14 protein-coding genes and 1 tRNA gene are annotated in these 14,868 nt (G+C 66.8%); 9 read left to right on the plus strand and 6 right to left on the minus strand.

Annotated features, from left to right (window positions below):
* Window positions 1-104: 104 nt before the first annotated feature.
* A complete protein-coding gene (locus AC2YHA_RS09280; RefSeq protein ID WP_487401256.1) occupies window positions 105-944 on the plus strand; it encodes a class I mannose-6-phosphate isomerase in 840 nt (279 codons plus the stop codon).
* Window positions 945-1,025: 81 nt separating this feature from the next.
* The gene (locus AC2YHA_RS09285; RefSeq protein ID WP_487401257.1) at window positions 1,026-1,544 is read left to right on the plus strand and encodes a glycine zipper 2TM domain-containing protein; all 519 of its coding nucleotides are present in this window, start codon (window positions 1,026-1,028) and stop codon (window positions 1,542-1,544) included.
* Window positions 1,545-1,695: 151 nt separating this feature from the next.
* Here the strand turns inward: AC2YHA_RS09285 and AC2YHA_RS09290 are convergent, their stop codons facing one another.
* Window positions 1,696-1,917: a hypothetical protein gene (locus tag AC2YHA_RS09290; protein WP_233785662.1), complete on the minus strand. Its 222-nt coding sequence runs from the start codon at window positions 1,915-1,917 to the stop codon at window positions 1,696-1,698.
* Window positions 1,918-2,011: 94 nt separating this feature from the next.
* On the opposite strand from AC2YHA_RS09290, the gene AC2YHA_RS09295 reads away from it, so the two are divergent.
* The 6 genes from AC2YHA_RS09295 (at window position 2,012) to AC2YHA_RS09320 (ending at window position 7,477) form a co-directional block, all read left to right on the plus strand.
* Entirely contained in the window at window positions 2,012-2,755 is a 744-nt protein-coding gene (locus AC2YHA_RS09295) for a hypothetical protein (protein ID WP_487401258.1), read from the plus strand.
* A 153-nt stretch (window positions 2,756-2,908) separates the two neighbouring features.
* Complete coding sequence (gene crcB, locus AC2YHA_RS09300; RefSeq protein ID WP_233785660.1) at window positions 2,909-3,280, plus strand: fluoride efflux transporter CrcB; 372 nt, start codon at window positions 2,909-2,911, stop codon at window positions 3,278-3,280.
* On the plus strand, window positions 3,277-4,377 hold the full coding sequence (locus tag AC2YHA_RS09305) for an RluA family pseudouridine synthase (RefSeq protein WP_487401259.1): 1,101 nt from the start codon (window positions 3,277-3,279) through the stop codon (window positions 4,375-4,377). Before crcB ends, AC2YHA_RS09305 begins: the two co-directional genes overlap by 4 nt.
* Before the next feature lie 361 nt (window positions 4,378-4,738).
* Window positions 4,739-5,785, plus strand: a complete 1,047-nt coding sequence (gene hppD, locus AC2YHA_RS09310; protein ID WP_487401260.1) for a 4-hydroxyphenylpyruvate dioxygenase — start codon at window positions 4,739-4,741, stop codon at window positions 5,783-5,785.
* Between the two features lie 40 nt (window positions 5,786-5,825).
* Window positions 5,826-7,109: a homogentisate 1,2-dioxygenase gene (gene hmgA, locus AC2YHA_RS09315; protein ID WP_487401728.1), complete on the plus strand. Its 1,284-nt coding sequence runs from the start codon at window positions 5,826-5,828 to the stop codon at window positions 7,107-7,109.
* Window positions 7,106-7,477, plus strand: coding sequence for a Rieske (2Fe-2S) protein (locus AC2YHA_RS09320; RefSeq protein ID WP_487401261.1), 372 nt, complete (start codon window positions 7,106-7,108; stop codon window positions 7,475-7,477). Before hmgA ends, AC2YHA_RS09320 begins: the two co-directional genes overlap by 4 nt.
* A 5-nt stretch (window positions 7,478-7,482) precedes the next feature.
* Here AC2YHA_RS09320 and AC2YHA_RS09325 read toward each other — a convergent pair.
* From AC2YHA_RS09325 to AC2YHA_RS09345, 5 genes are all read right to left on the minus strand, one after another.
* A tRNA-Leu gene (locus AC2YHA_RS09325) sits at window positions 7,483-7,569 on the minus strand.
* A gap of 79 nt (window positions 7,570-7,648) precedes the next feature.
* Window positions 7,649-8,926: an L-fuconate dehydratase gene (locus AC2YHA_RS09330; protein ID WP_487401262.1), complete on the minus strand. Its 1,278-nt coding sequence runs from the start codon at window positions 8,924-8,926 to the stop codon at window positions 7,649-7,651.
* A gap of 100 nt (window positions 8,927-9,026) precedes the next feature.
* Window positions 9,027-9,803 carry an IclR family transcriptional regulator gene (locus tag AC2YHA_RS09335; RefSeq protein ID WP_233785655.1) on the minus strand — a complete coding sequence of 259 codons (777 nt, stop codon included), beginning with the start codon at window positions 9,801-9,803 and terminating at the stop codon, window positions 9,027-9,029.
* A 132-nt stretch (window positions 9,804-9,935) separates the two neighbouring features.
* Window positions 9,936-10,946: a cupin-like domain-containing protein gene (locus AC2YHA_RS09340; protein WP_487401263.1), complete on the minus strand. Its 1,011-nt coding sequence runs from the start codon at window positions 10,944-10,946 to the stop codon at window positions 9,936-9,938.
* Window positions 10,947-10,959: 13 nt separating this feature from the next.
* Window positions 10,960-11,631, minus strand: a complete 672-nt coding sequence (locus tag AC2YHA_RS09345; RefSeq protein ID WP_233785653.1) for a SapC family protein — start codon at window positions 11,629-11,631, stop codon at window positions 10,960-10,962.
* Between the two features lie 212 nt (window positions 11,632-11,843).
* Between AC2YHA_RS09345 and AC2YHA_RS09350 the strand changes: the two genes are divergently transcribed.
* Window positions 11,844-14,840 carry a TonB-dependent receptor gene (locus AC2YHA_RS09350; protein ID WP_487401264.1) on the plus strand — a complete coding sequence of 999 codons (2,997 nt, stop codon included), beginning with the start codon at window positions 11,844-11,846 and terminating at the stop codon, window positions 14,838-14,840.
* Window positions 14,841-14,868 lie beyond the last annotated feature (28 nt).

Genomic DNA, 14,868 nt, shown 5'->3' on the forward strand with positions numbered 1-14,868 from the left:
CATGGGACGCAGCCAATCCTTTTCGTGCCGAGAGGGATCGACCGTGCAGCGAACGGTGTTATGGGCTCGAAACAACCATTCGGACATCTCGGGACATCGCACCAATGACCGCCACCCTGCTCGCCACCCACCGCGTCGAGAAGCCCTGGGGCCGCCATCACCTGTGGCCCGGATTCGCCGATCCGGCGCCGGGCGGCGAGCCGGTCGGCGAGGTGTGGTTCCAGACGCCCGGCGATGCCACGCCGGAGCTGCTGATCAAGTACCTGTTCACCAGCGAGAAGCTGTCGGTGCAGGTCCACCCGGACGACGAGCAGGCGCACGCCCGCGGCCTGCCGCGCGGCAAGGACGAATGCTGGCTGATCCTCGCCGCCGAGCCCGATTCGACGATCGCGATCGGCACGCACGAGAAGGTCTCGCCCGAAGCGCTGCGGGCGGCCGCGCTCGACGGATCGATCGAGCAACTCGTTGACTGGAAGCCGGTGAAGGCGGGCGACTTCCTCTATTCCGCCTCGGGTACGATCCATGCGATCGGCGCCGGCCTGACGCTGATCGAGGTGCAGCAGAACTCCGACACCACCTATCGCCTCTACGACTATGGCCGTCCGCGCGAGTTGCACCTCGACGACGGCGTCGCGGTGTCCCGGACCGGCCCCTATGTGCCGCACCCGATGCCGGGCCGCGTGGCGGACGACCGCACCATCCTGGTCGAGGGCCCCAAGTTCGTGCTCGAGCGCTGGCCGGCAGGACGCCGCCGCTTCACCCTGCCTGGCGACACGACCGGCTGGCTGATCCCGATCACCGGCGAAGGCGCGGTCGACGGGGTCGGCTTCAAGGCCGGCGAATGCCTGACGCTGACGGGGACGTGCGAGCTGGTGGCGCAGGACGGCGCCGATCTGCTATTCGCCTATCCCGGTGAGCGGCGGATCGAAATGACAGGGGAATGAACGCCCGGTAGCTCGCCGTACATGCAACCCCCTGTATGATGCAGGCGTTCGTTTTTTCGTCTGCCTGAAGAGGAGGACACCATGCGCAGCTCCATTCTCGCCGCCGTGATCGCCGCGATCAGCTTCTCGGCGGTTCCCGCCGCGGCCGCCGCGACGACATCCGCTCCCGCCTATCAGGACGGCGATCGGGCGCAGTTCAACCGCGACATACGCCGCGCCACGCGCGACTATAATCGCGATCGGAGCTATCGCGACCGGCGCGACCGGAACCGCGATTGGCGCCGCTACCGCAACTACGATTACAACCGGTACGAGCGCGGCCAGCGTTATTACGATCCGTCACGCTACTATCGCGACGGCCGCTACTATCGCGAGCGCCGGCTGGGCCGCAACGACCGCATCTATTACGGCAACGACGGCCGCTATTACTGCCGCCGTGACGACGGCACGACCGGCCTGATCATCGGCGGCCTCGCCGGCGGCGTGCTCGGCAACACCATGGCGAACCGCCGCGACGCGCTGCTCGGGACACTGATCGGCGCCGCGGCGGGCGGTGCGCTCGGCAACGCGGTCGATCGCGGCAACGTCCGCTGCCGCTAGCTTGTAGCGGCACCGGCCCGCTCCCCCACCCGGCCACCCAGCGGCAGTATCTTATGGGTGGCCGGGTGGGGGAGCGGGCCGGTGCCGCGACCGTTTCAGCCTTGGCTGAAACACATCAAAGGCTCCGGGCAACCGCCGGGCCCTTTTCACGTCAGAAGATGAAGCCGCCCAGCCACAGCCGCACCACCGCCACCACCAGCACGAGCAGGTTGAAGTTGCGGCCGCTGTTGTGGCTCGACAGCACGCCGACGCCGGCGCCGATCACCGCAATCGGGATCGCGGCATAGTTGAGGATGCCGAGCAACGGGATCAGCCCGGGGATCGCGAAGATCAGGGCGACGAGCCCGATCAGGATCGAGAGAAGGTTGAGCATGGCGGCAATCTAATGCAGTGCAGGTGTGTTATCAATATAGAACAGCAGCTATCGCCAACGCTTCCTTAACCCTGTCCGGTGCAGGGAAGCCGCGATGATCCGCATGTCTCTCGCTCTGCTGCTGCCGATCGCGCTCGCCGCGTGCGGGGGCGGTGCGCCGCAGGAGCAGAACGTCGACACGCTCGACCAGGAGCTGGTCGAAGGCATCTCCAACAACGGCAGCGACCCGCTGCTGACCGGCGCGCTGCAGGACCAGATCATGGTCGACCCGCAGCTCGCGCAGAAATCCAACGCCGATTCGGTGCGCCCGCCGAGCCAGCCCTATGCGGCGCCGGTGCCGTCGACCGACGTCGCCGCAGGCCCGGCGCCGGCAACCGGCGACATCATGAAGGCACCTCCGCCGATCGCCGGCGGTTGCCCCGAGTGCAAGGCCGCGGACGAATCGCTCACGCTGGGCGCGCTCGCGGCGCGGCAGAAGGGCCAGGGCCTGCCCGGCTGCATCGCCAAGCTGCGCTATGCCGCCGGCTGGGCGACCCGGCTGCCGCGGGACATCCCGCTCTACGCCAACGCCCGCGTGATCGAGGCGGCCGGCGTGCAGGACGCGCAATGCTCGCTGCGCGTGGTGAGCTTCACCGTGCCACAGCCGATGCCGGCGATGCTCGACTGGTACTATACCCGCGCGGTGAAGGCGGGCTTCACCGCCGAGCACCAGTCGGACGGCGCGCAGCACGTCCTGGGCGGCACCCGCAATCGCGACGGCGGCGCCTATGTGCTCTACATGACCCCGCGCGAGGGCGGCGGCACCGACATCGATCTTATCGCCAACAACGGCATTTGACGCTAACGCCAGCCACAAACACGATCGTCACCCCGGACTTGTTCCGGGATCCACCGCACCACAGACAGCAAAGCCTGCGGCTCCGTGGATGCCGGAACAAGCCCGGCATGACGAAAGGGTGACGGACGGATGCAGGTCGGCTAGGCGTCGGAGATGAACCTGCTTCTCGTCATGCTCGGCGGCGCGGTCGGGGCCGGTGCGCGGCACCTGGTCGGACGGCTGACGCTCGCGCTGTTCGGGCCTGGCTATCCCTGGGGTACGCTGGCCGTGAACCTGATCGGCGGCCTCGCGATGGGCCTGCTCGCCGGCATCCTCGCGCGCGGGAGCTGGGGCGAGCCCGTGCGGCTGCTGCTTGGCGTCGGCATCCTCGGCGGCTTCACCACCTTCTCCGCCTTCAGCCTCGACGTGGTGACGATGATCGAGCGCGGGCAGGCCACCGCGGCGATCGGCTATGTGCTGGTGTCGGTGATCGGATCGGTGCTGGCGCTGTTCGGCGGGCTCCAGATCGTCCGGGCGCTGGCATGAGCGCAGAGTCCACCAACGTCCGCCAGTTCACCGTCGGCGCCGACGACGACGGCATCCGGCTCGATCGCTGGTTCAAGCGGCATTTGCCGGAGACGAGCTTCAACCTCGTCTCGCGCTGGGCGCGCACCGGGCAGCTCCGCGTCGACGGCGCGCGCGCGACGCCGGGCGATCGCCTCGCCGAGGGCCAGACGATCCGCGTCCCGCCTGCCGAACCGGCCGTCGCCACCGCTCGACCGAAGCGCGAGCGCCCTCCCCTCAGCGACGAGCAGATCGAGTTCGCGCGTGAGATGGTGATCCATCGGGACGCACAGGCGATCGTCATCAACAAGCCGCCGGGCCTCGCGACGCAGGGCGGCACGCGCACCGAAAGCCATGTCGACGGCCTGCTCGACGCGCTCCAGTTCGACGCGGAGGGCCGGCCGAAGCTCGTCCACCGGCTCGACAAGGATACGTCGGGCGCGCTGCTGCTCGCCCGCACCGCCCGCGCCGCCGCCTTCTTCTCCAAGCATTTCTCCGGCCGGTCGGCGCGCAAGATCTACTGGGCGCTGGTGGTCGGCGTGCCGGAGATCGAGGACGGCCTGATCGACCTACCGATCGCCAAACAGCCCGGCACCGGCGGCGAGAAGATGCACGTCAGCGAGCATGAAGGGCAGCCGTCGCGCAGCCGCTATCGCGTCATCGAACAGGCGGGCAACCGCGCAGCCTGGGTCGAGCTCCAGCCGCTCACTGGACGCACGCACCAGCTGCGCGTCCACATGGCGGCGATCGGCCATCCGATCGTCGGCGACGGCAAGTACGGCGGCAAGGAGGCGTTCCTGACCGGCGGGATCAGCCGCAAGATGCACCTCCACGCCCGCCGCATCCGCATCGACCATCCCGACGGCGGCAAGGTCGACGTGAGCGCCGAGTTGCCCGAGCATTTCGCGGAGAGCATGGCGATGCTGGGCTTCGACCTCGCCCTGGGCGACCGCCCGCTCGCCGAGGAGGCGCCGCCGCCGACCAAGGCGCAGCAGAAGGCAAAGGCCAAGGCGCACGCCAAGACGGTGCGCAAGGAGCGGCGGGGGGAACGGCGGAGCCGGGGGGCGGCGAAGCGCTAGGATCGATCGATATTCGGCCTCGCTGTCCTCTCCCCTTGATAGGGGAGAGGGATACCGCAGCTTGGCGCTTTAGTGCCTAGCGGAGGTTGGGAGAGGGGTAGAGCGAGGCGGAGCCGCGCGCGGCTTCTACGAAGCCGCCCACCCCTCTCCCAGCTCCGACTAGGCAGCAAGCTGCCAAGTCTGCGCAACCCTCTCCCCTCCATGGAGGGGAGAGGGCAGAGGCTGAATGTCGATCCGTCCAATCCAGCTCCTTCGCTTCAGCCTTCGATAAAGGCAACCGGACCCACCTCGATATCGTTTCAATTGACACCATATCTGCACGGCGTATTGGTTTCATTTGATACTATATCCGGAGGTTTTGATGACCGATCAGGCAAATCCGCTCGGGCTCGACGGCTTCGCCTTCGCCGAGTTCACCTCGCCCGATCCGGCGGCGATGGGCGCGCAGCTGGAGCAGCTCGGCTTCGTTCCCGCGGCGCGCGTGCCCGAGCGCGGGCTGACGCTCTATCGTCAGGGCCGCATCGCCTTCATCCTCAATGCGGGTGAGGGTCAGGCGGCGGCATTCCGCGCGCTGCACGGCCCTTCGGCCAACGGCATGGGCTTCAACGTCGCCGACGCCGCACGTGCTCAGGCACTCGCGGTCGAGCGCGGCGCCACGGCGGCAGACACCAGCGACAGCGCCCTGCCCGGCGCCAGGGCGATCGAGGGCATCGGCGGATCGCTGCTCTATCTCGTCGACGGCGATCCCTTCGCCGGCTGGGAGGAGGTCCCCGGCTGGCGCGAGGCGGCGGAGCGCAACTCGGTCGGGCTCGACCTGCTCGACCACCTGACCCACAACGTCCGGCGCGGCCAGATGCGGGTGTGGTCGGAATTCTACGCCAGGATCTTCGGCTTCGAGGAGCAGAAGTATTTCGACATCAAGGGCAAGGCGACCGGCCTGTTCAGCCAGGCGATGATCGCCCCTGATCACGCGATCCGCATCCCGCTCAACGAGAGCCAGGACGACAAGAGCCAGATCGAGGAATTCATCCGCGATTATAACGGCGAGGGCATCCAGCACCTCGCGCTCACCACCGACGACATCTACGGGACGGTCGAGAAGCTGCGCGCGCGCGGCGTGCGCCTGCAGGACACGATCGAGACCTATTACGAGCTGGTCGACAAGCGCGTGCCCGGCCACGGCGAGGACCTGGAACGGCTCAGGAAGAACCGCATCCTGATCGACGGCAATGTCGGCGACGAGGGCATATTGCTCCAGATCTTCACCGAGAACATGTTCGGCCCGATCTTCTTCGAGATCATCCAGCGCAAGGGCAACGAAGGCTTCGGCAACGGCAACTTCCAGGCGCTCTACGAGTCGATCGAGCTTGACCAGATCAGGCGCGGGGTGATCACCGTCGACGCGTGATGCAAGCTGCCGTGGCGAGGATGCGACAATGCCCGATTATATGACCGGCTTCGCCAACCATTTCGCGACCGAGGCGGCCCCCGGCGCGCTGCCGGTCGGGCGCAACTCGCCGCAGCAGGTGCCCTATGGGCTCTACACCGAGCAGCTCTCCGGCACCGCCTTCACCGCGCCGCGCAGCGAGAACCGGCACAGCTGGCTATATCGGCTGCGCCCGACCGCCAACCATCCGGCCTATCGGCCGTACGAGCGGCCATCGCTGATCCGTTCGGGTCCGTTCGACGAGTTGCCCCCTTCCCCCAATCGCCTGCGCTGGGACCCGCTGCCGCTGCCGGCCGAGCCGACCGACTTCGTCGACGGGCTCGTCACCTATTGCGGCAACGGCGACGTCGCAGCCGGAGCGGGCGTCGGGGTCCATCTCTACGCCTGCAACCGGTCGATGGCCGGGCGTGTCTTCTATGACGCCGACGGCGAGCTGCTGATCGTGCCGCAGCAAGGCGCGCTGCGGCTGGTCACCGAGATGGGCGTGCTGACGGTCGAGCCGCAGCAGGTGGCGCTGATCCCGCGCGGGCTGCGCTTCCGCGTCGAGCTGCTCGCGGATGCGGCGCGCGGCTACATCTGCGAGAATTACGGCGCGCTGTTCCGCCTGCCGGACCTGGGGCCGATCGGCTCGAATGGCCTCGCCAATCCACGCGATTTCGAGACGCCGGCCGCCTGGTTCGAGGATTCGGACGAGCCGCATGAGATCGTGCAGAAGTTCCAGGGGGGTCTGTGGACGACGACGCTCGACCATTCGCCGTTCGACGTCGTCGCCTGGCACGGCAATCTCGCGCCCTGCCGCTACGACCTTCGCCGCTTCAACACGATCAACACGGTGAGCTTCGACCATCCCGACCCATCGATCTTCACCGTGCTGACCAGCCCGAGCGACACCCCCGGCACCGCCAATTGCGACTTCGTGATCTTCCCGCCGCGCTGGATGGTGGCGGAGGACACCTTCCGCCCGCCCTGGTTCCACCGCAACGTGATGAGCGAGTTCATGGGCCTGATCCACGGCGCCTATGACGCCAAGGCCGGCGGCTTCGCGCCCGGCGGCGCCTCGCTCCACAACCAGATGGCGGGGCACGGCCCGGACCAGGCGAGCTACGAAGGCGCGGTCAAGGCGGAGCTCAAGCCCCACAAGATCGACAACACCATGGCCTTCATGTTCGAAAGCCGCTTCGTGTTCCGCCCCACCCGCTTCGCCGCCGAGACCCCGCTCGCCCAGCTCGACTATGACGATTGCTGGACGGGCTTCCGCAAGGCCGAGGTGAAGCGCGGAGCGTGAGCGCCGACGACCGCGTCTATGCAACCCCGGCCGGGGTGCGGCTGGGGCCGCTGGAGCTGATCGGCCCGGGCACGGCGCGCAGCTTCGTGATCCAGCTCCGCGCCGGCCGCTTCCACGGCTTCGTCGTGCGGCACGGCGACGATGTCCACGGCTATGTCGACCGCTGCCCGCACATGGGCCTGCCGCTCGCACAAAAGCTCGACGACTATCTCGCGCCGTCGGGCGAGCTCATCGCCTGCAGCTGGCACTCGGCGCTGTTCGAGATCGCCACCGGCCGCTGCGTCGGCGGCCCCTGCCACGGCGCGAGCCTCACGCCTTGGCCGGTCAGGGTGGAGGACGGCTTCATCGTCACGGCCGGGACGGAGTGAGATGCTGGTACGGGTGGTCGGACTCGAACCGACAAGTTGTTGCCAACGGCGGATTTTGAGTCCGCTGCGTCTACCAATTCCGCCACACCCGCAGATCGTTCGGCACATGGCCGAGGATCGACGTGGCGCAGGCTATAGGTGGGTCATCGACGGATTTCCAGCCGCCAGCGACTAAGCCGCTGCATGTTCATAGCGGGACAGGCTGTCCGCCTTCATCTCGATCGAGAAGCCCGGTGCCTCCGGCGGCAGATAGGCGCCGTTCCTCACCACACACGGGTCGACGAAATGCTCGTGAAGATGGTCGACATATTCGGCGACGCGGCCCTCCCTGGTTCCGGCGAAGCTCAGATAATCGATCATCGACAGATGCTGCACATATTCGCACAACCCCACCCCGCCTGCGTGCGGGCAGACGGGCAGGTCGTACTTCGCCGCCATCAGCAGCACCGCCAGCACCTCGTTGACCCCGCCCAGCCGGCAGGCGTCGATCTGCACCACGTCGATCGCGCTGCGCATGATGAACTGCTTGAACATGATGCGGTTCTGGCACATCTCGCCGGTCGCGACCTTGACCGGCGCGACCGCCTCGCGGATGCGGCGGTGCCCCTCGACGTCGTCGGGACTGGTCGGCTCCTCGATGAACCAGGGCTCGGCGAAGGCGAGCGCGCGGACATGGTCGATGGCCGCGTCCACCTCCCACACCTGGTTGGCGTCGATCATCAGGGTGCGGTCAGGCCCCAGCACCTCGCGCGCGATGCCGACGCGGCGGATGTCATCGGCCACGTCCCTTCCGACCTTCAGCTTGATATGGCGAAAGCCCTCGTCGATCGCCTCGCGGCAGAGCTGCTCGAGCTTCGCATCCGAATAGCCGAGCCAGCCGGGCGACGTGGTGTAGCAGGGATATCCCTCGGCAAGCAGGCGCGCGACACGCTCCACCTTGCCCTCAGCGCGCCGCTCGAGCAGCGCCAGCGCCTCTTGCGGAGTGATGCAGTCGGTGATGTAGCGGAAGTCGATCAGCCGAACGAGCTCGGCGGGCGACATCTCCCCCACCAGCCGCCAGAGCGGCTTGCCCTCGGCCTTGGCCCACAGGTCCCAGACGGCATTGACGACCGCGCCGGTGGCGAGATGGATCACGCCCTTCTCCGGCCCGATCCAGCGCAGCTGGCTGTCGCCTGTGATATGACGCCAGAAGCGGCCGGCATCCTCGCGGATCCAGTCGAGGTCGAGGCCCTCAACCAGCGGCGCAAGGGCCTGGATCGCTGCGCAGCAGATGTCGTTGCCGCGGCCGATGGTGAAGGTGAGGCCATGCCCCGCCAGCCCCGGCCGGTCGGTTTCGAGGATGCAATAGGCGGCCGAATAGTCGGGATCGGCGTTCATCGCGTCCGATCCGTCGAGCTGCTGGGAGGTCGGAAAGCGGATGTCGAGCACCCGCAGCTTGGTGATCCGCATCAGGTGCGCTCCGGCCAGAACTGTTCGCTTATGATTTAAATTTTCATATTTGCGAGTAGCTGGCTAGGCAAGCGTGAATATGGATCACGTCAGGGTCCGATCAGACCCGGCTGTCGCCTTCGACAAGCTGTTCGGAGATACGCTGGGCGGCTTCGCGAACCTGAACGATCGCCTCGCGCGGCGTCAGTGATTGCTGCAGCTTCTTGAGGAATGGCACGGTGAGCGCCGCCGCGGCGCTGCCGCCGCGCATGACGGGTGCGGAGATGTCGGTGACGCCCGCGACGAACTGGCTCGGCGCCATCTCGACCTGGCGTTCGCGGATTTCGCTGGCGTGGGCGCGGAATTGCGCGAGCTCCTCCTCGGTCAGCGGCGGATCGAACAGCCTTTCCCACCGCTCGCGAACGTCGTCGGGCTGGAAGGCGTAGAGCACCGCGCCCGATGCGGCCTTCGACAGCGGACGCCGATAACCGACGCGCACGGAGAAGCCGAGCTGCTCGCTCGATTCCATCCGCGCGACCACGACCATCTCGCCGCGGCTGTGCAGCGCGAGGTGACAGGATTGGCCGAGCGAAAGGGTGAGCTGGCGCATGACCGGCAGCGCCACCTCGATCAGGTTGCGCATCCGCGGCTGCTGCATCCCGAGCGAGAAGAGCCGATCGCTGACGCGATAGCCGTCGGACGCCGGATCCTGCTCGATATAGCCGCGGAACTCGAGCACCTGGACCATGCGGAACAGCTCGCCGTGCGAGCGTCCGAGCCGGTTAACGATGCCGGTGAGCGTGACCGGCTCGCTCTCGTTCGCCAGCAGCTCGAGGATGTCGAGCCCCTTCTCGAGCGCAGGCGCACGGTAGCGACGATCCTCCTTATCCTCTGGCACTGCCGTCCCCCGCTTATCCCGCCGGAATGCGTCAGACGCGGGCCGGCGGGCCGATAGGAGAATTCAATAGAAGAATTCGCTTCGCCCGCGCAATCATCGACCGAGAGGCGACATTCCGCCGTTCCGAACGCCTTAGTCGCCGCGGAGCAGCTGCATCACGATCGCACGGATACGGCGATAATTGCCGCTCCGCAGCGGTCCTAGAAGGCCGTGCTTCTCCTCCGGAAGATGCGCCAGCGGATGGCCGTGGGGGCGGAAGACATAGTGATCGAAGAAGGCGCGCCAGGCGGCGCGCTCCCCCGCCGGCCGCTCCGCGATCGCGATCATCGCCAGCATCATCGCGGTATAGGGCGCGTCCGGGCCGGCGCTGAAGCCATCCCACCAATAGTTGACGAGCAGGTTGAATGGCGCGGTGGCCTCGACCCGGTGCCACCAGAGCTTCGGCAGATACAGCGCGTCGCCGGCGTCCAGCTCGACGGTGATGGCACGATCACGAGCAAGTTCGAAGCGGGGATAGCGTGGGTCGCCCGGCTCGGAGCCCACGGCAAGGCCGACCGGCTGGCCGGCCATCGTATGGTCGATCGGACCGACGTAGAGGTCGGCGATCGCATCCGGGGGATAGAGGGTGAACCTGCGCCTGCCCGCGACGACGCAGGCGAGATTGTCATAAGTGTCGTAGTGGCAGGCGATCTCCGACCGGCTGCCGAGCCAGATGCGGGGGCGGACCGATGGTGCGACCATCGTCGCGCGGTTCTCTTCGGCGAAGCCGGGCAGGTGTCGGTCCGCCGGAAGCGAGCCCATGTAGACGGACGATCCCCGCTGCCCGCCTTCGGCGATCCGCGCGAGCACATCGCGGAGGCCGAGTTCCTCGCGGGCGAAATTGAAACCGGCGAGGCTCTCGTCATAGTGAAAGCGCCCGTCGATATCGGGCATTCCGACAAACGCCTCGGCGGTGACGCCGCCGTCGAAGCGGAGCAGATAATCGGCGAGATCGTCGAACGAGCGCGCCGCCGCGTGTCGTGCGGGCCAATCGGCGCAGGCACCGCGCACCACCACGGGCTCGCACCGCTCGCAGACGTGCTGCCTAAAGGCTTCTGGGTCCTGGACGAGCCCGGCGTCGATGTCCCGAAGATGCTGGTCCATCACCTCTTCCTTCTCACTCCGACAGGCGTCGGTTGCGGCGATGCGCTAGGACGGGAATCTGCTGCAGCGATGCGATCATGCCATAGGCGAGCTGGAGATGGCCGCTGCGGAACAGCGCGAGCGCGGCCGAATCGTCGAGATCACGCAGCGCATCGAGGCTGACCGTGTAAAGCCCCTGGAGAGAGAGCGTCTCGCCGTCGTCGAAGCGCAGCGAGATGTCGATCGGCTCGACAAGCTTGTGCGCGAGGAGCGCGCGGATGAACGCCTCCGTCTCCTCGACCCCCGATTTCAGCAGGCCCAGCGCCCGCTGGATGCGGCGCAGGGAATCGCTCGGCTGCCCTTCTTCGTCGAACAGCGGCTTGCCGTCCGTCTCGCTGATCCGGGGATGCTCCCGGTCAATCGCGATGTCCTCGTCGGAAATGAAGAACGCCTGACGCTGGAGATCGAGCGGGCGGAACGCGTCTCCAGGTTCCGCGAGCGGGAGCTCGTCCGGTTTGAAGCCGAACATGGCACCGGCGTAGAAGCGGCCCGATCCGGCATCCTTCGCGAGCAGGATCGGGCAATGGGCGGCCGCGACGGCAAATTCCGCTGCGACGATCTGCACAAAATGCGGCTCCCTCCCCGCCTCGTCGCGCAGGCGGAGCTGGCGGTGATCGCTCGCATTCAGCACTTCAAGCATAGCCATTCGGCACCTCCCCTCCCGTGATCAAGAGCACTCTTGATAGCGCTAACTTTTGTTGTTAGTGTGCGCCAAAATTCGAATAACACAACAGGAGAGGATCGCGATGCTGCCAAAAGGCGGATTCCGTCACCGTTTAGATTGATCCGCAGTTCGCCGGGCCTGGACCGGCGAAATAGTGCAGCCGCGTCAATGCTCCTGTCTCTAGAGGAGGGGGTATGACCGAAGGCAATATCGACACATCGGCCGTCACCGGCATCCGCCGCGTGCGCGCTGCACGGTTATCTTTCGCAACCGCGTCCAGCCTGCTTGCGATCGCCGCGGCCTCTCCAGCGCTGGCCGACGACACGCCGCCGAACGGTAGCGTTATCATACCAGTAGCACAGACACAGGCGCAGGACGGTGCCGGCACTCCGGCACAAATCGACGAGGCCCAGGCGGACGATATCGTCGTCACGGGCCTGCGCGGATCGCTCCAGCGCAACCTGGACATCAAGCGGACCTCGGCCGGCGTGGTCGACGCCATATCCTCGGAGGACATCGGCAAGTTCCCCGACTCGAACGTCGCGGCGTCGCTGCAGCGCCTGCCGGGCGTCTCGATCCAGCGCGCCGGCGCGCGCGGCGAGCCGCAGGGCATCACGGTGCGCGGCTTCGGCGGCGACTTCAACGAGACGCTCTACGACGGCCGCCGCATCTCGACCGCCACCGGCGGCCGCGCGGTCGACTTCAGCACCGTCGGCGCCGATTTCGTCGGCCAGCTGAGCGTGCTCAAGACCCCCGACGTCACGCTGTCGAGCAGCTCGATCGGCGCGACCGTCAACGTCGAGTTCCCCAAGCCGTTCGACTATTCGGGCATGCGGCTGGTCGCCACCGCGTCGGGCTCGATCCAGGACGACGCGGGCAAGGTGGTCCCCACCGCGGGGCTGCTGTTCAGCGACACCTTCGCCGGCGACACGTTCGGCGTGCTGGTCTCCGGCATGTACACCCGGCACGACACCCAGACCAACCGCGCCTTCGTGAGCGGCTGGCCGGGCGGCCGCTACGCGCCGTGCCAGCTCGCCGGCACCACGGCGACGAGCTGCAGCCCGACGAGCGATCCCAACAACGCCGCCTATGCCGATCCCAACAACCGGCAGACCGTCGTCGGCTGGTTCGAGCAGCAATATGGCGCCAGCCAGATCTACACCCGCGACGAGCGGGTCGACGGGCGCATCGCCCTGCAGTGGCGCCCGTCCAACGGCCTGCTGCTCACGCTCGACAACAATTTCTCGCGGCAGACCATCCGCGCCGACAATTTCGGCTTCGGCATCTGGTTCAACCAGGGTTCGCTACGCAATGTCGAGCTCGACGAGAACGGCACCACCGTCGACTTCTCCCAGGCCGGCTCGCAGACCGACTTCACCGCCGGCACCGACCGGTCGGTCCTGCAGACCAACCAGACCGGCCTCAACCTCAAGTGGGACGCCTCGGAAAGCCTCAAGTTCGAGGCCGACGCCAGCTATGCCAAGAGCTGGCTCAATCCGGACGGGCGGATCAGCAGCGACAACGCCGACGTCGGCTACGGCTTCGCGATCGGCCCCGCGCTCGGCATCCGCATCGACGGCAGCAGCAAGGACACCATTCCCGTGCTGCACGACTATGGCCCCAATGGCGACGCGTCGCGCTGGGCCGACCCCACTGTGATGGGCTCGCACGTGACGGTGCGCCAAGCCAGCAAGAACACCGACGAGCTGAAGCAGGGCCGCCTCTCCGCGAGCTGGGAACAGGAAGGCTTCCGTATCAAGATCGGCGGCCAGTATGTCGAGGACCATTTCCAGTTCCAACAGCGCAACACCTTCGCCAACAATTACTGGCAGGCCTATTCCGGCTATGGTTCGCCGTCAGGCAACACGACCGGCGTGCTCATCCCCGCGAGCCTGTTCACCGACCAGGTCAGCACGCGCGGGTTCATCCCCGGCTTCTCAGGCGCGCTGCCGCCGGTGCTGCTGAAGTTCGACGCGCGCGCCTATCAGGAGTTCCTGGAAGGCCTGGGCAATCCGCAGGCGCAGAACATCCCCGGCTTCAACTATACAGCACCGACTGTCGGCACGAACTTCACCGGCGCGTTCGACCTGGCGCTCGACAACGGCAGCATCCGGGACATCACCGAGAAGAGCTGGGCGCTGTTCGCCCGCGCCAACTTCGACACCGAAATCGCGGGGATGCCGTTCCACTTCAACGCCGGCATCCGCCAGGAGAACACGCATCTCACGGCGATCGGCCTTGGCCAGGTACCGCTCAGCATCATCCAGAACGCCGGCGACCCGACATTGCTGACGGTAGTGCTGAGCGACCCGCAGCGGATCACCACCAAGACCAGCTATTCCTACCTGCTGCCCAGCATCGACATGAAGCTGGAGCTCACCGACAAGTTCCACCTGCGCTTCGACGCGTCGCGGACGCTCACCCGGCCCAGCCTCAACCTGCTGACACCGGTGCTGAACGTCGGCACGGGCCAGCGCGTCGGCGCACTCACTGCCAACGGAGGCAATCCGGGGCTCAAGCCCTATCTCGCCGACAATTTCGACTTCGCGGCGGAATGGTACTACCAGTCCAACTCCTACGCGTCGGTCAATTTCTTCCTCAAGAACGTCAGCAACTTCATCGTCGGCGGCACGCAGCGCCAGACGATCAACGACGTGGTCGATCCGACCACCGGCCAGCCCGCGCAGTTCGCCGTGACGCAGCAGATCAACGGCCCCGACGCGACGGTACGCGGCGTCGAGATCGCCTGGCAGCACGTGTTCGGCAACAGCGGCTTCGGCTTCAATGCCAACGCCACCTTCGTCGACACCAACAAGCCCTATGACGCCGAAGACATCTCGCAGAGCGGCTTCGCCGTCACCGGCCTTGCCAACTCCGCCAACTTCGTCGGCTTCTACGACAAAAACGGCTTCGAGGCCCGCGTGGCGCTCAACTGGCGCGACGAGTATCTCCTGCAGTTCGGCCAGAACCAGAACACCGGCTCGTTCGGATCGGAGCCGACCTTCGTCAACTCGAGCCTGCAGATCGACTTCAGCACCAGCTACCAGCTCACGAAGCAGGTCAACGTCTTCTTCGAGGCGTTGAACATCACCAACGAGACGATGAGCACGCACGGGCGCTTCGACAACCAGCTGCTCGACGTGTTTGCCTATGGTCGCAGGTTTACCGCAGGCGCTCGGTTCCGTTTCTGATACTCTCCCCTCCCGGGGGTGCCCGCGG

This window comes from Sphingomonas sp. SRI_018, assembly GCF_057586275.1.

Coding starts and splice junctions, on each gene's coding strand:
- AC2YHA_RS09305 (WP_487401259.1), top strand. CDS start 3,277: ATGAGCGCAGAGTCCACCAACGTCCGCCAGTTCACCGTCGGCGCCGAC.
- AC2YHA_RS09345 (WP_233785653.1), bottom strand. CDS start 11,631: ATGGCTATGCTTGAAGTGCTGAATGCGAGCGATCACCGCCAGCTCCGC.
- AC2YHA_RS09330 (WP_487401262.1), bottom strand. CDS start 8,926: ATGCGGATCACCAAGCTGCGGGTGCTCGACATCCGCTTTCCGACCTCC.
- AC2YHA_RS09290 (WP_233785662.1), bottom strand. CDS start 1,917: ATGCTCAACCTTCTCTCGATCCTGATCGGGCTCGTCGCCCTGATCTTC.
- AC2YHA_RS09350 (WP_487401264.1), top strand. CDS start 11,844: ATGACCGAAGGCAATATCGACACATCGGCCGTCACCGGCATCCGCCGC.
- crcB (WP_233785660.1), top strand. CDS start 2,909: ATGAACCTGCTTCTCGTCATGCTCGGCGGCGCGGTCGGGGCCGGTGCG.
- AC2YHA_RS09285 (WP_487401257.1), top strand. CDS start 1,026: ATGCGCAGCTCCATTCTCGCCGCCGTGATCGCCGCGATCAGCTTCTCG.
- hmgA (WP_487401728.1), top strand. CDS start 5,826: ATGACCGGCTTCGCCAACCATTTCGCGACCGAGGCGGCCCCCGGCGCG.
- AC2YHA_RS09280 (WP_487401256.1), top strand. CDS start 105: ATGACCGCCACCCTGCTCGCCACCCACCGCGTCGAGAAGCCCTGGGGC.
- hppD (WP_487401260.1), top strand. CDS start 4,739: ATGACCGATCAGGCAAATCCGCTCGGGCTCGACGGCTTCGCCTTCGCC.
- AC2YHA_RS09295 (WP_487401258.1), top strand. CDS start 2,012: ATGATCCGCATGTCTCTCGCTCTGCTGCTGCCGATCGCGCTCGCCGCG.
- AC2YHA_RS09340 (WP_487401263.1), bottom strand. CDS start 10,946: ATGGACCAGCATCTTCGGGACATCGACGCCGGGCTCGTCCAGGACCCA.